This is a genomic window from Thermostilla marina, from assembly GCF_054657455.1.
The window spans coordinates 2,005,500-2,020,453 of record NZ_BAAHYR010000001.1 but is presented as its reverse complement, the minus strand read 5'-3'; the positions used below and the strand labels follow the sequence as shown (position 1 = coordinate 2,020,453).

The 14,954-nt window shown below is 59.2% G+C and carries 11 protein-coding genes; 6 read left to right on the top strand and 5 right to left on the bottom strand.

Features of this window, described 5'->3' with window-relative positions:
- The first annotated feature begins 11 nt into the window (after positions 1 to 11).
- On the top strand, positions 12 to 1,946 hold the full coding sequence (locus ACYQ2I_RS07355; RefSeq protein WP_460166362.1) for a hypothetical protein: 1,935 nt from the start codon (positions 12 to 14) through the stop codon (positions 1,944 to 1,946).
- Positions 1,947 to 2,017: 71 nt separating this feature from the next.
- On the opposite strand, the gene serA is transcribed toward ACYQ2I_RS07355, so the two are convergent.
- The 4 genes from serA to ACYQ2I_RS07335 all read right to left on the bottom strand — a co-directional run bounded on the left by serA (position 2,018) and on the right by ACYQ2I_RS07335 (position 8,091).
- Positions 2,018 to 3,649, bottom strand: coding sequence for a phosphoglycerate dehydrogenase (gene serA, locus ACYQ2I_RS07350; protein WP_460166361.1), 1,632 nt, complete (start codon positions 3,647 to 3,649; stop codon positions 2,018 to 2,020).
- A 66-nt stretch (positions 3,650 to 3,715) separates the two neighbouring features.
- On the bottom strand, positions 3,716 to 4,870 hold the full coding sequence (locus ACYQ2I_RS07345; RefSeq protein ID WP_460166360.1) for a pyridoxal-phosphate-dependent aminotransferase family protein: 1,155 nt from the start codon (positions 4,868 to 4,870) through the stop codon (positions 3,716 to 3,718).
- Between the two features lie 216 nt (positions 4,871 to 5,086).
- Positions 5,087 to 6,877, bottom strand: coding sequence for a hypothetical protein (locus tag ACYQ2I_RS07340; RefSeq protein ID WP_460166359.1), 1,791 nt, complete (start codon positions 6,875 to 6,877; stop codon positions 5,087 to 5,089).
- A 239-nt stretch (positions 6,878 to 7,116) separates the two neighbouring features.
- Complete coding sequence (locus tag ACYQ2I_RS07335) at positions 7,117 to 8,091, bottom strand: DUF3179 domain-containing protein (protein WP_460166358.1); 975 nt, start codon at positions 8,089 to 8,091, stop codon at positions 7,117 to 7,119.
- Positions 8,092 to 8,258: 167 nt separating this feature from the next.
- Between ACYQ2I_RS07335 and ACYQ2I_RS07330 the strand changes: the two genes are divergently transcribed.
- The 4 genes from ACYQ2I_RS07330 to ACYQ2I_RS07315 all read left to right on the top strand — a co-directional run bounded on the left by ACYQ2I_RS07330 (position 8,259) and on the right by ACYQ2I_RS07315 (position 11,678).
- Complete coding sequence (locus ACYQ2I_RS07330; RefSeq protein WP_460166357.1) at positions 8,259 to 8,660, top strand: ArsR/SmtB family transcription factor; 402 nt, start codon at positions 8,259 to 8,261, stop codon at positions 8,658 to 8,660.
- Complete coding sequence (locus ACYQ2I_RS07325) at positions 8,660 to 9,103, top strand: arsenate reductase ArsC (protein WP_460166356.1); 444 nt, start codon at positions 8,660 to 8,662, stop codon at positions 9,101 to 9,103. Before ACYQ2I_RS07330 ends, ACYQ2I_RS07325 begins: the two co-directional genes overlap by 1 nt.
- Positions 9,104 to 9,172: 69 nt before the next feature.
- Positions 9,173 to 10,267 carry an ACR3 family arsenite efflux transporter gene (gene arsB / locus ACYQ2I_RS07320; protein WP_460166355.1) on the top strand — a complete coding sequence of 365 codons (1,095 nt, stop codon included), beginning with the start codon at positions 9,173 to 9,175 and terminating at the stop codon, positions 10,265 to 10,267.
- A 70-nt stretch (positions 10,268 to 10,337) separates the two neighbouring features.
- Positions 10,338 to 11,678, top strand: coding sequence for a sulfatase-like hydrolase/transferase (locus tag ACYQ2I_RS07315; protein ID WP_460166354.1), 1,341 nt, complete (start codon positions 10,338 to 10,340; stop codon positions 11,676 to 11,678).
- Between the two features lie 33 nt (positions 11,679 to 11,711).
- On the opposite strand, the gene ACYQ2I_RS07310 is transcribed toward ACYQ2I_RS07315, so the two are convergent.
- The gene (locus tag ACYQ2I_RS07310) at positions 11,712 to 13,496 is read right to left on the bottom strand and encodes a proline--tRNA ligase (RefSeq protein WP_460166353.1); all 1,785 of its coding nucleotides are present in this window, start codon (positions 13,494 to 13,496) and stop codon (positions 11,712 to 11,714) included.
- 409 nt (positions 13,497 to 13,905) lie between these two features.
- Here ACYQ2I_RS07310 and ACYQ2I_RS07305 point away from each other — a divergent pair, with 409 nt between their 5' ends.
- Complete coding sequence (locus ACYQ2I_RS07305) at positions 13,906 to 14,883, top strand: 3'-5' exoribonuclease YhaM family protein (protein WP_460166352.1); 978 nt, start codon at positions 13,906 to 13,908, stop codon at positions 14,881 to 14,883.
- Positions 14,884 to 14,954: the final 71 nt, after the last annotated feature.

The window sequence follows — 14,954 nt, the reverse complement described above, 5'->3', positions numbered from 1 at the left end:
GGAGGCCTGCCATGTCCGCTTTCCTGAAATCGATATCGTCGTGCCGTCGAAACGCTATCCGTGAATCGTTCTGCGTCTTGCTTCTGGGTGCGATGATTCTGGGCAACGCCGCTGTTGCTTTAGGCGATGACTCCCCCGCCCCTGAACGCGTGAAGGCGATTGCCGAACTTCTTCCGGCGTCGCCACGAGGCGTGGGAGCTCCTGCGAGCGACCGTGATGCGTGGGCGCACGCAACAACCGACCCTGGATTTCAGTCGGTTGTTCACCGCGCAGAAGACCTTCTCGACGAGCCGATGCCGCCGTTGACCGACGAGGTCTACCTCGATTTCTCCAAGACCGGCAATCGCACGCGGGGCCAGCGAGTCATCTCGCAGCGAACGTCGCGCGTGCACACGTTGGCGCTGGCCGAATGCGTCGAGCACAAAGGGCGATTCATCCCCGCATTGGAAGAAGCCATCGCGGAGCTTTGTCGTGACAAGACATGGGTTCTCCCGGCACACGACCGAAGCTTGGCCAACTTTCGTCGAGAGACGACTGAAATCGATTTGAACTCCTCGGCAGTCGGTTGGATGCTGGCGACCATCGATTACTGGCTCGCCGATGAACTCAGCCCCGAAACGCGCACCATCATCCGTGAAAACCTCGAACGCCGAATCTTCACACCGTTCGAACAGTCGCTGAAGACGGGCAAGCCGCGGCTTTGGTGGCTCACGACGACCAACAACTGGAACGCCGTCTGTTTGGCGGGCGTGACCGGCGCCGCATTGGAAAACATCGAATCGCGCGAACGGCGGGCCTACTTCGTCGCATCGGCAGAAAAATTCGTGCAAAACTTTCTGTCGGGTTTCACGCCCGACGGTTATTGCAGCGAAGGCATCGGCTATTGGAACTACGGCTTCGGACGATTCGTCATGCTTTCTGAAACCGTGTACCAGGCGACCGGCGGCCGACTCGACTGGTTGGGGCGTGAAGCGATCCGACCGATCGCCACCTTCGGCTATCGGATGGAGATGACCCCGGGAATCTATCCTGCTTTCGCCGACTGCGCCTACGGCGCTTCGCCGAATCCGATCATGTCGGGATTTCTCAGTCGTCGATTTCGACTCGGTATGGAGGAACTCGAACGTCGCTACCTCGGCCCCGCAGCCGGCCCTTCCGACGGCCTTTATGCGATCGGCATTTTCGTGTTTCCAAATTCCGCCTCGAGCACACCGCCGAGCAGCGAACACGCTTCTCACGCATTGCGCGACTGGTTTTCCGATGCCGGAATCTTGATTGCACGGGGAACAGGCCCTTCATCGGACCTGGCGGTTGCGCTCAAAGGCGGCCACAACGCCGAGCACCACAATCACAACGACGTGGGAACATATGTGGTCGCCTTGCGAGTTCACGTGCCTTTGGTCGATCCCGGAGGTGAGGTCTACACCGCCCGGACCTTCAGCAGCCGCCGGTACGAAAGCAACCTTCTCAATTCGTTCGGCCACCCCGTGCCTGTTATCGCGGGTAAATTACAACGTCCCGGCCGCGACGCCCGCGCCCGTGTACTCGAAACCGAGTTCTCCGATCGACACGATCGCCTCGTTCTCGACTTGACCGATGCCTACGCGGTCGACACGTTGCTGCGGCTGGAGCGGAGCTTTACGTTCTCTCGTGAAGGTACCGGAAGCCTGATCGTGACCGACACGGCGACTTTCCGCGAGCCCGCTTCTTTCGAAACCGCATTGCTGACCTTCGATTCGTGGAAACGTCAAGGCGACTCGTTGATCATCGGCGAAGGCGAGGGAGCCGTTTCGGTGCGAATCGACACCGGCGGCGTCCCGTTCACAATCAACGCCGAAACGATCGAAGAAGACATCCATTACCACAAGAAGCCCACGCGGTTGGGCATCGCTCTGCCCGCCGCGAAGTCGACGACCGTCACCCTGACGATTCGCCCGGGCGAATGAAACCGACCAATGCCCGATTTTCTCGCGCAGCCGGGGCGGCTTCTGCGGTCAGGATTCGTGCCGTCACCGTATCAGCGCATCCAGACCGGCACTTCGGCAAGCGGCGGCAATTTCACCAACCAATTATCGCCGATCGCGTCCATGGCACGAAATTCGTCGATCGCCTCGGCGGTGGGCACCGAATCGAGGACGAGCACGCCGATCGCTTCGTGCCCCGGCTCATTTGTACTGCGCCCGACCGACATGTGTCCGATATTGATCCCGTAGCGGGCAAACAGGTTGCCCACTCGGCCGATCACGCCCGGCATATCGCGATGCACGAAGAAAAGCAAGATGCCTTCTAGAGGTGCCACCAAAGGACACGATCCCATGCCGACGATCCGCGGCTGATTCTGCCCGATCACCGTACCGCAAATCGTCTTCGTATCGGCCGCTGTTGAAACTTCGGCATGAATGGCCGAACCAAAGTCGCCCCGTTCGGGCGTCCGCTCTTCGTACACGCGGATCCCCCGCTCTTTGAGAAAGACTTCGGCGTTGACGATGCTGACCGACAGGTCCATCGCTGCTTCGAGGAGCCCTGCGGCAAACGCCGCACTCAGCAGTCGCGTATCGCGTTCGGCGACATCGCCTTGGTAAACGAGCTTGCATGCCTCCGGCGCACCGTTGTGCATCTGGGCCAACGCAAGCCCCAATCGATAGGCCAGGTTCATGTCGGGACCTACAGAAGCGAGCGTCGCCGCGTCGATCGGTGAGACGTTTACCGACTGGCGAATCGTGCCGTGGAGCAAGAAGTCGGTGATCAGTTTCACGGCTTCCAGGGCCACAGCCTTTTGGGCTTCACGAGAACTTGCCCCAAGGTGCGGGGTGCATACGACGTTCGGCATTCCGAAAAGCGGGCTGTCGGTACAGGGTTCATTCTCGTACACATCGACGGCCACACCGGCGATCCTGCCCGATTTCAGACCTTCAACGAGGGCCGCTTCTTCGTAGATTCCGCCCCGGGCGCAATTGATCAAGCGAACGCCCGGCTTCAACAAGGCGATGCGATCCCGATTGATCAAGTGTCGCGTTTGATCGTTGAGCGGCGTATGGACGGTCAGGTAATCCACTTGCGGCAAGAGGTCCTCGAGATGATCCACCAACGCAACGTGTAACTCGCGGGCACGATCTTGCGACACGAGCGGATCGTAACCGATCACTTTCATGCCGAAGCCGACCGCCCGCTGCGCAACTGCTTGACCGATACGACCTAGTCCGACGATCCCCAACGTCTTTCCTTCGAGTTGGGTTCCCATGAACATCTTGCGGTCCCAACGCCCTTCGTTGAGCGATTGCCAGGCTTCGGGAATACGGCGGGAAACGGCGAGCATCAGCGCAATCGTCAGTTCGGCCGTGGCCAGCGTGTTCCCGCCCGGCGTATTCATTACGACGATCCCCTGCCGCGTCGCCGCCTCGAGGTCGATATTATCGACGCCGACGCCCGCCCGCGCGATCGCCTTCAACCGTGTATTCCCTTCGAGAACATCCGCGGTAATCTTGACGCCGCTCCGGCAAATGGCGGCATCGGCATCGGCCAAGGCCGCTTTGAGATCGTCCCCGGCCAACCCTGTTTGCACGACGACCTCGAATTCGCCCACGGCCTCCAATTCGTGGAGACCTTCTCGGGCGATGTTGTCCAATACGATGACACGTCGTTTCGCCATGTCGCCTTCCCCTTTCTCCCGAACAAGCCCTTGGTTCGCGCTTGCCGTGTGTCTTACCACGTCGCTTCAAGCTTCGAATTGAGCCGCTGCCAGTACTTCAGAAGCGGCGGTGGTCGCTTGCCCCGGCCGTATCGTCGCGTCCAGTTCGATGAGCGTCAATTCGATCGCCCCCAACACGCCCAAGATATCGACTTCATCCACTTCCCCCATGTGGCTGATGCGGCAAATCTTTCCGGCCAAAGGCCCCTGCCCTCCTGCCAACTTGATACCGAAGCGTTCTTCGAGCCGCAGCAAGAACGCCTTTCCGTCGATCCCGGCGGGAAAATACGCCGCCGTCAGACCGTCGGCCGGCCTCTCGGCAACCATCGAGAACCCGACCGCCGACAAACCGGCCCGCGTTGCCGCCGCCAACCGCCGACACCTCGCCCAGATTTTTTCGATCCCGTAGGCGCGAATCTCGCGCAGGTTGACGACCAGTGCCCTTACAAGGCCGCTTGCGGGGGTGTACGGCGTATCGTGCTTTTCCCATGCCCGCCGATACGCGGCCAAGTCGAAATAATAACAAGGCCGCTCGGGACGTCGATCCAACCGCTCCCAGACCCTCGGGCTGACCGCCACGAACGCCAAACCCGGCGGAATCGCGAGCGCCTTTTGACTTCCCACCGCCAGAAGATCGATCCCCCAATCATCCGTGCGGCATTCCATGCAACCGGCCCCGCTGATGGCGTCGACGACGAATAGTGCCTTCGACTCACGAACGACCTTTCCTAGCCCCTCGATGTCGTGTCCCACTCCCGTGCTGCTTTCCGAAAGTGTGGCAAAGACAGCCCGACAATCCGCATGCTGCTCCAATGCCTCGCGAAGCATCTCGGGTGAATATGCCTTCCCCCACGGAAGCGACAAGGATATCACCTCCGCACCGAATCGTCGGGCAATTTCGCCCCAACGGTGCGCGAACTTACCCGAATCGAGCACGATCGCCTTGTCACCGCGCCCGACGGCAGCCGCCACACAGGCCTCCATGGCCCCCGTACCTGAACTCGTCAGGATGGCGACGTCGTTGCGAGTGCAAAACACGTACTGGAGCAACTCGACTGCCTCGGCCAACAGCGTGCGAAATTCGGGCGTGCGATGATGCCGCACGGGCTCGGCCAGCACGGCCCTGGCAGCGTCAGGAACAGGCGTCGGCCCGGGAGTCATCAGGCGATAGCGGGACCGCATGCAAAACCTCGCACACAACACATTGTCGACAATGCCAACAAGACAGAACGCCTCGCCGCGGTGTGTACGCAACGATACACACTGCCGAAACCGTCATTCTACCGCAACGCGAAGAACGGTACCGCGCCCCCCGAGCCTGTCGTTCCTCGGCATTTGTGGAAGCACACCACCCCGACACGCGGCATCAACCGTCCCCGTCGTCGGGTTTCGGTAAGATCAGAGCGACCGCACGAACTCGACAAGATCGGCAATTTGGGCTTTGGTCAATTCTCTGCCCCACAATCCGTGCTTCCCCTCGTGGAAAAGCTCTTCCAGCGTGCGATACCGGCCGTCGTGCAGATATGGTGCCGTCCGCCATACCTCGATGAGGGTGGGGGTATCGAATCGCGGGTCGGCGTCCACGGAGCCGGCCGTACCTACATCGTGTTTGCGACCATCGGTGTAATACGCACCGGCATGACAACGGTCGCATCTCAATTCGGCAGAGAAGAACAATTCGCGCCCGCGGCGAGCTGCCGGGCTGAGTTCACCGTCGACCAATGCGGGGCTGGGAATCGGCCGCAATGCGCGCAGATAGGCATCCAACAGCTCGGCTTTTTGTTCGTCCTCTCCGGCAAACAGGATGTGTTTCAACCCGGCTCGTACAGCCGCCTCGGCCGTCGGACGCACACCGGTTGCCATGGCCGGCGGTGTGACATGCGAAAAGAGCAAGCTCTTCGTGTTCTTGGGATTGCCCGTCCCATCGTTCAGCAGATCCCAGTTCAAGGCATCCATCCGGCCGTCGGGATGACACGAAGCGCAACTTTGCCAATGCTGATAGCAAATCGTCGCGTCGTGGAACAAGGCCTCGCCCCGCAAGACCGGATCATCGCCAACGCCTGGTCCCAAACGAAGCTGCCGCACGTGAGGTTCTTCCCGCGAGAGATCGACACACGCGATCGTATCGCTGTACCGTTCGGCGACATACACGATGTTGCCGTGCGCGACGATTGCCCGCGGGCCGCGGCCGGGAAGCGGAACATGGCGCCACAAGCTGTCGCCTAGACTCAAGTAGATCGGCCACACGGCGAGCATCGGCTGCATTGTGCGATAGGCGTATTCGCCGAGCAATTCGTCGCGTTTCATATAAAGCAGTTCGTGCGTGCCGGACGCCGCAACACACACGACATCGCCTCCCGCCGCCGGCGTGATTCCCCAGGGAACGGCGGCTCCCTCGTAGTATTCGTCCAGCCCGATCGTGGCGTACACCCGTTCCTTTTCCAAGTCGACGACCGCAACGACGTTCGCATTGATCCAACCGTTCTCCACTCGAAAGGGCATCGACTCGAAATTGCCGAACAAATGCGAGACGACCGCATATCGTCCGTCAGGCAACACGCGCACATCGCGGGCGCTATGCGCCCCGTGCCACAACGGTATCACGCGTCGAGCCAGCGTCGCCGTGTCGATCACCGTCAACGCACATCGTACTTCGATTTCGCTCGGCCGATCCGTACGCACGTCGGGAAGATGGTGTGCAATCACGAGCGACGCCCCATCGGGCGTGCGATCGACGGCGATCGGTTCCCACCCGACGGAAATCGTCTTCAACACGCGTCGCTGCCTCCAGTCGACAACGGAAAGGGAATCGTCGAAGCGATTACAAACGTAAAGTGTCCTCCGGTCTTTCCCAAATACGGCATCGACGGGCGTATGTCCGACGACAACACTTCCCTTTGCAGCCAATGTCCGGGCATCGAATGCGCACACCATTCCCTTGGACGATTCGATCAACACGAGGATTTCGTCGTTCCCCGGATGCATCAGCACGCCGCTCGGCGGACCGGGCAATGCTGCATGCCGCACGATCGTTCCGTCCTGCGGATCAACCAACAGCAGGTCGTGTGTCCCCGCGCACCCGACATACAACCGTTTGCCGTCGTTCGAAATTGCCAAGGTCTGCGGTAGCCGGGCCGCGTCCCCCTTTGGCTGGACTGCTTCCGCGGCGACCACGAATCGTTCCGGCATCCTTACGCCCGGCAAGACGGCCCAGACGAAAATGCAGCACGCAACCAGTTGTGTGCCGCATCTGCAAGAGCCGCAGTTGCGTCTTTCCAGATTCGCCAACGACAGGTGAGACTCGTTCATCGCCGACACGGAGACTTCGTGGGAAACCGCTGCCTTCAATCATGCGTTCGGGGGTGACTCACGAAACATCAGTGTACCACGTCATCGCAAGCGATGCCCGAGTTGATTGCAAACGATCGCTACTCGACGCGCGCGACCTCGGTATCGGGATGAAAGGCGTACCAGGCAAACCAATAGCTATAGACCCACCGAAGGCCGTTTTCCGCCTGGACCACGCGCGCGACGCCGTCTTTCGCATCGAATTCGACGCGGAAACGCTTACCGCCCAACTCATCATCGAGCACTTGCTTCTTCTCGGCAAATGCCGCGATCGGGTATGCTCTTGCTTTGCCGTCGACCGTCACACCGAGTACTCGCGTTTTCAAAGGCAGACGACGATCCAGCGGCCGGACAGGAAACCACAAGCGGTCGAGCCGCGCATACCCGGCATACGGATCGACGCGATAGTTTCGATTGAAGCCCGTTCGATCGGAAAGAACATCCCCCTCGGGATGGCGACTACGCCATTTGCTCCACGTGGTCGTTTCAAAGGGAATCGGTCGAAGCGTCACGCCCGCGGCGTCCCCCGACACGCCTTGCATCGCCATTTGCGACCACAACCGCTGTTTCGCCCGGTCGTACATCAGCACGTTGCTGTTATAGAGAAGGCCGGACACACCGAATTCCAGTTCGCCCAAGGACGTGCGACGGTCGAACACGACCGCCGAATCACATAACGGACAATACGTCACCGCAATCGGGACGTCGCCCAACCGATCGTTGACGATTTCGTGTTGATTCAAAATCTTCAACGGATACGCCCGGGCCCGACCGGCGATCACAACGCCGATCACGCGATCGGCCGCTCCTAAAAACTTCGCTGTTCCGGCGGGAATAACCGCCGGATTCGTGATGGCCGGAATACCGTCCTTGGGGGGACCGCCCGAGCGAATCTCTCGAAGCGGGATCGTCAAGTTTTGCAGATCAAAGCCGCTTCGCGTCGGCTCCTGGGCGGTCGGCTGCGCAAGCGTCCCGCCGCCGGACAACAACGCCCCCACCGTGAACGCGATCAATAACGCCCTGCCTCCCATCCCCTCGTCCCCCAATTTGACCACCGACAGGAAATTCCCTCGCCTTGTTTCGCCTACACCCGATAGGACGCCGAAACCGCGATGATGCTTACACCTCCCCTTCCCCGAAAAGCTCGTTCCCGGTATCATTTCGCTTTTTGGCGAACAGTGCAAGGACGAAACTCCGTTGCCGCCGGCAGGCGGAATATCCGATGACCACCGAACTCGACGCTCCCGTTCCTTCGAAGGCAGGCGTTTTGGACGCAGTCGTCTCGCCTTTGTCGGCGATGGCCGATCGCACGCGCATGCGCATTTTATGCGTGCTTTGGACGGCGGGCGAAGCCGCGGTTTGTCACTGCCAGTTGGTCGATCTGCTCGGTTTGGCCGGTTCGACGGTCTCCCGACACCTGCGGGTATTGCGGCAAGCCGGGCTCATCGACGTCGAACAACGGGGTCGGTGGAGCTTTTTTCGGCTCTCCGAGTCGCTGTCCGACTTCGCGGCGGATGTCCTTCAACATGCCGTCGAATTCGCCGAACACGACGCACAAATAGTTGACGATCGCCGACGTATCCACCGGATGATCGCCTCACGTTCCAAAGAACACTGCCGTTGATGGTTTTTGACGCCATGCTTCGCATTTTGTTTTTGTGCACAGGAAATTCTTGCCGTAGCCAGATGGCCGAGGGTTGGACGCGGCACTTGAAAGGCGACCGCATCGAGGCATACTCGGCGGGAATCGAAACGCACGGACTGAATCCGCATGCCGTGCGTGTCATGGCCGAAGCCGGCGTCGACATCTCGCAACAGCGGTCCAAACATGTCGACGAACTCAAAGACATCGCCTTCGACTACGTCGTAACCGTTTGCGGCCATGCCGATGAACACTGTCCCGTGTTTCCCGGCGCGACGAAGGTCGTACACGTACTGTTCGACGACCCGCCTCGATTGGCCCGCGAAGCCGCAACGGAAGAAGAGGCTCTCGATTGTTATCGACGCGTTCGCGATGAAATCCGGACCTTCGTAGAAACGCTGCCCGAGTCGTTGGAAAATCGCTAGCCGAAACGCGTTCGACGATCCGTATCGCATTACCGCTTACGAACCGACAACGAGGGAGAACCAATCGCAATGTCCCAGACGAAATCGACGGAAGCCGTCACGCGGGAATGTCCTCGCAAGACGGGGTTGTCGTTTCTCGATCGCTTCTTGACTTTGTGGATCTTTTTGGCCATGGCGTTGGGAATCGCCCTTGGGCGACTCGTACCCGGCGTCGAAGCGTTCATCCACAAATTTCAAGTCGGGACCACCAATATCCCGATTGCGATCGGTTTGATCTTGATGATGTATCCGCCTTTGGCGAAGGTCAAATACGAAGAACTCGGCGACGTCTTTCGCAATTGGAAGGTGCTCGGCCTCTCGCTCGTCCAAAACTGGATCATCGGTCCGATTTTGATGTTTTTCCTCGCAATCATGCTGTTGCGAGGATACCCGGAATACATGGTCGGCCTGATCATGATCGGGTTGGCCCGTTGCATTGCCATGGTCATCGTATGGAATGATCTGGCCGACGGCGACACGGAATACTGCGCCGGGCTGGTCGCCTTCAACAGTATCTTCCAAGTGTTGTTCTACAGCGTGTACGCCTGGATTTTCATTACCGTGCTTCCGCCGCTGTTCGGCCTGCAAGGCAGCACCGTCGACGTGAGCATCGCACAAATCGCTGAGAGCGTATTCATCTACCTGGGGATTCCGTTCCTGGCCGGCATGCTCACCCGCTTCGTTCTTGTGAAGGCCAAAGGTAAGACCTGGTACCACGAAACGTTCATCCCGAAGATCAGCCCGATTACGCTGATCGCCCTCTTGTTCACCATCATCGTAATGTTCAGCCTCAAGGGAAACCTGATCGTTCAGATCCCCTTGGATGTCGTCCGAATCGCGATCCCGCTGCTGATCTACTTCGTGGTAATGTTTCTGCTCAGTTTTTGGCTCAGCAAGAAAGCGGGAGCGAATTATCCGCAAACCGCCACGTTGGCCTTCACCGCGGCCAGCAACAACTTCGAGCTGGCGATCGCCGTGGCGGTGGCCGTCTTCGGAATCAATTCAGGCGCCGCATTCGCCGCGGTAATCGGCCCGCTGGTCGAAGTGCCCGTGTTGATCATGCTGGTCAACGTGGCATTGGCCTTTCGCCGCAAGTATTTCGGCGATGCCTCCGCGGAGAGCTGACCCCTTGCTCCCGGAACCGTTTCGCGGTCCCTCCCTGGGAAGCCGCTGAAGGTACGATACAATCCAAGGCATGAATGTCGTCATCCTGTGTATCGATCGCATTCAGGCCGGTTTCCTGGGACCGTACGGAAACACGTGGGTCGACACCCCGGGCTTGAACCGCCTGGCCGCCGAAGCATTCCTGTTTGAGAACTGCTTCACGGCGACGAACGACTTATGGCGCGGTTTCGAGTCCCTGGTGAGCGGCCGACATCCGGCATTACTGCGCAACGGCAAGACCGCTCCGATTCGTCTACCCGGCCGAAAGGCCCTGCTGATCAGCGACGATCGCGAGATTCTCGAATCCGATGCGGCCCAGGGCTTCGACGAGGCGTATTCCCTCGCGTCGCTCACCGTCGCTTGCGATGCGCCGGCCGACGATTGGAGCGAAACCCCGATCGCGCGATTGGCCGCCGAAACCGTCCAAATCCTGACTCAATCGGCCGAGCCGTTCACCGCCTATTGCCGGTTCGACTATCTGAACCGAACGTGGCAGGCCCCCATTGCCTTCCGCGAACACTACCTTTCGGAGGACGATTCGCCTGCCGAGCAAAGCACGACGCCTCCATGTCTCCGGGCGGAAACCGACCAGCTCGATCCCGACGTAGTGTTCCTCCACCAAGTTTCCTATGCCGCCGAAATTACCGTGTTGGACCGGTGCCTCGAAGCCTTTGTCAAAGCGATCGACGAGGCCCGTCCGAATACTCTGTTCGTGTTCACATCCGCTCGCGGATACCCGCTGGGTGAACACGGTGTCGTCGGTCCCGACGAACGGCTGTACAACGAAACGCTTCACGTACCGCTGTTGATCCGCTTTCCGGAAAGGCAGTACGCGGGTTTGCGTTCACCGACCCTGTGTTATGCGCACGACCTGCTGCCGATGGCGGCTGAATGGATTCTCTCAGCTTCCGCCGACGAATTCGGTCGCACGATCGATGAACCGAGCGGGGGGGCATCGCCGTGTCCGTTATGTGGCCGGCATAATCCGGTCCAGGTCATTCGGCGTCCGTTCACCGAACCGGCTCAACAACGAGAAGCATTACTGGCCGTCGAATCGTTTTCCGACGGAGGAATCGCCTATGCGGTGCGGACAAAGCACTGGTTCGCGCGCGGCCTGCGACTTCAACAAGACGATGCCAGTGTCGATCTCGACCCAATCGACGTGGAAACGAAACGAGACAGCCGCGGAGAACTTTTCTTCAAGCCCGACGACTACTGGGAAGTGAGCGATGTCGCCGACCGTTGTGACGAAGTCCTCTCCGACGCGACACAATTTGCGCACTCGGTGGTGGACCGCCACGGAACGTCGAAGTCGCCTGCTTGCGACGGAACAGTGGCGATTCCGGAATCACTCACGCGGCCCGTCGACTAACGACTCCCGCGTCTGCCCGAAGCGAAATCTCGCTCACTTCTTCCTTTGCGCGGCACGACGTGTCGCCATAGCCTCACGGAACCGCTTGCCCGTCTTGCGCTCGTCGGCAAGCCACTCCGTAATCGTATCGACGGCATCGTCGATCGGAAGCATTTGGGACTCGCTCTCCCAGCGCCACTTGACCTCGACCTTGCCTTCTTTGAGGCCGCGGTCGCCGACGACGATCCGCAACGGGAAGCCGATCAGGTCGGCGTCTTTGAACTTCACGCCAGCGCGTACGTCGCGATCGTCGAGCAATACGTCGATTCCGCGCTGCTCGAAGGCATCGTGCAGCTTTTCGGCCGCCTGCATCAACGTCTCGTCGCCCGCCTTGATCGGCGCGATGACGACCTCGTACGGCGCGACGATCACCGGCCACACGATACCGTTTTCGTCGTACGAAGTCTCAATCAAGGTAGCGATCGTCCGACCGACACCGATCCCGTAGCATCCCATGATCATCGGGTGCAGTTTCTCATCGGCATCGAGGAAGCGGGCATTCAACGCCTCGGAGTACTTCGTCCCCAACTTGAACACGTGACCGATTTCGATCGCCTTGCGGATACGCATCGTGGAATGGCAACGAGGACAGGCGTCTCCGTCGACGGCACAACGCAGGTCGGCAAAGGTATCGACCCGGTAATCCCGATCGAAATTCACCCCCTTGTAGTGGGCGTCGGCTTTGTTGGCGCCGGTGATTCCATTGCGGACGGCCCGCACATCGTAATCGGCGAAGATCGGCACGGACTCTTTCAAGCCGACCGGTCCCGCAAAGCCCACCGGGGCACCGGTGACCTTTTCGATCGTCTCCGGATCGGCCAGTTCGATCTCCTGCGCTCCGGCCGCCCGGCGGATCTTGTTCTCGTTCGCTTCGTGATCGCCTCGGATCAAAACGACGATCGGTTTGCCGTCGGCGAGGTAGACAAGGGTCTTGATCATCTGTTCGGGCGCGCAACCCAACAGGCGGCACACCGACTCGATCGATCCGACATTCGGCGTATCGACGATTTCGAGGTTTTTCAACTCGACATCCGACTCCTCACCGCTGCGCGGACCGACCTCGGCCTTCTCAAGGTTAGCCGCGTAGCCGCACTCGGCACAGTGAACGATGCGGTCTTCGCCGTTTTCGGCCGGTACCATGAATTCATGACTGGCGTCCCCCCCGATCGGGCCGCTCTCAGCTTCGACCGGCAAGTAATCGAGACACAGCCGCTCAAAGATCCGGCAATATGCCCGATACATCTTGTCGTAGCTCTTATTGAGGCCCTCGATCGAGGTATCAAAGCTGTATGCATCTTTCATTACGAACTCGGCGGTTCGCAATGTGCCGAAGCGGGGCCGTTCTTCGTTCCTGAATTTGGTTTGAATCTGGTAAAGAGTGATGGGAAGTTGGCGATAGCTGGCAATGTGGCGAGCCACGAGGTCGGTAATCACCTCCTCATGAGTGGGACCTAACGTCACGTGCACTTCACGGTTCTGCCGCACCATGTTGAAGTGGACGAGCACGTTGCCGAAGGCTTTCGATCGGCCGGTCTTTTCCCATAGATGGAAAGGGCTCATCGCCGGCATCAGCAGTTCGACGGCCCCGGCGGCGTTCATTTCTTCCCGGATGACCTGTTCCGTTTTCTGCAGGGCTTTCAGTCCAAGCGGCAGGTACGTGTACACTCCTGCCATCACCTGATCCACCAAACTTGCCCGCAAGATCAGGACATGACTAGGGATTTCCGCGCCTTCGGGAACCTCTTTCAGCGTGTGGATGAACGTGCGGGACCAGCGCATGATTACCACCAGTTAGGGAGAACCGATCGGTCAATTCATTTCCGCAGCCTAGGCAGACCACAGAATCCACAAAACGAACCGTGGATTGTACCGTCACGTTCCGAATCACGCCAGATTGACGGTGCTGTCACGGCCCGATCCCGGCGTGCGTCCCGACCACGGGCGTCCTTGTCCCGGGGCATCGTCTGCGCTAGAATTACCACTTCAGAACGATAGATTTACCACCTCTCAGCGGATGACCGGCGAGGGGGTAACCAGGAATTGCCCCGTTGTCGGACTCCTCTCCCTGCGACTCGATTCCGTTCACCGAAACCTACTCGGAGCCGTCGTTCAGCGCCCGCCGCAATTGCATTTTTCCTATTTTCCACATTCAATTTCGATCCGTCGGACAAGGAAGCCACTCTTCGCAATGAGCCGCCGATTCGTCAACGAACTGCAAGCCCAAGAGAACGTCGACCAGGTCTTCCTGGCTACCGAAAAACAATTGCGTCCGAATCGGAACGGCAATTTGTATCTTCAAGTCGATCTGTCGGACAAAACCGGCAGCATCAACGCGCGGCTTTGGAACGCCACCGAATCGCTCTATCGGTCGTTTGAAAACGGCGATTACGTGCGGGTCACCGGCACGACGCAAGTCTTCCAAGGCGCGCTGCAACTGATCGCGACGAAGATCGAACGCGTCCCTCCTGAGACGGTCGACGCGTCGGATTTCGTACCGGTCAGCGAGGCCGATGTCGAGAAACTTTCCGTCCGCCTGGCGGAACTTTTGCGAAGTCTCAACAATCACCATTTGGCCAACTTGGCCGAATGCTTCTTGATGGACGAAGGATTGATGCGGAAGCTGGCCGAAGCTCCGGCGGGAATTCGCCATCATCATGCGTACCGCGGCGGTCTTCTTGAACACATCGTCAACTTGATGGAGATCGTCAAGTTGATCGCGCCGCGTTATCCCCAAATCGACGCCGACCTACTGTTGTTCGGAGCATTCCTTCACGATCTAGGAAAGGTCGACGAACTCAGTTATTCGCGAGAATTTGCCTACAGCGATTCGGGGCAATTACTTGGCCATCTCGTTATCGGAATCGAGATGCTCTCCGACAAGATTCGAGAAGCCGAAAATCTGTCGGGTGAAGAATTTCCCTCGGAACTGGCCGTCCGACTGAAGCACATGATCGTTGCCCATCATGGTATTCAAGAGTTCGGTAGTCCGAAGGTTCCGATGACGCTCGAGGCGGTTGCGTTGGCGTGCTTGGACAACCTGGACGCCAAGATTGCGGCATTCGATCGTCAAATTCGCGAGGATGCGAATCTCGATAGTGCTTGGACTTCGTACAACAATTTGCTCGGCTGCAAGGTTTTCAAAGGTCGCGGCGATTACGACGGTTGATACTCACCATTTCAAGCCGTTCGGCCCCTCCGCGCGGCATCGAACGACTCGCCTTGATTTTCGGGTCTGCG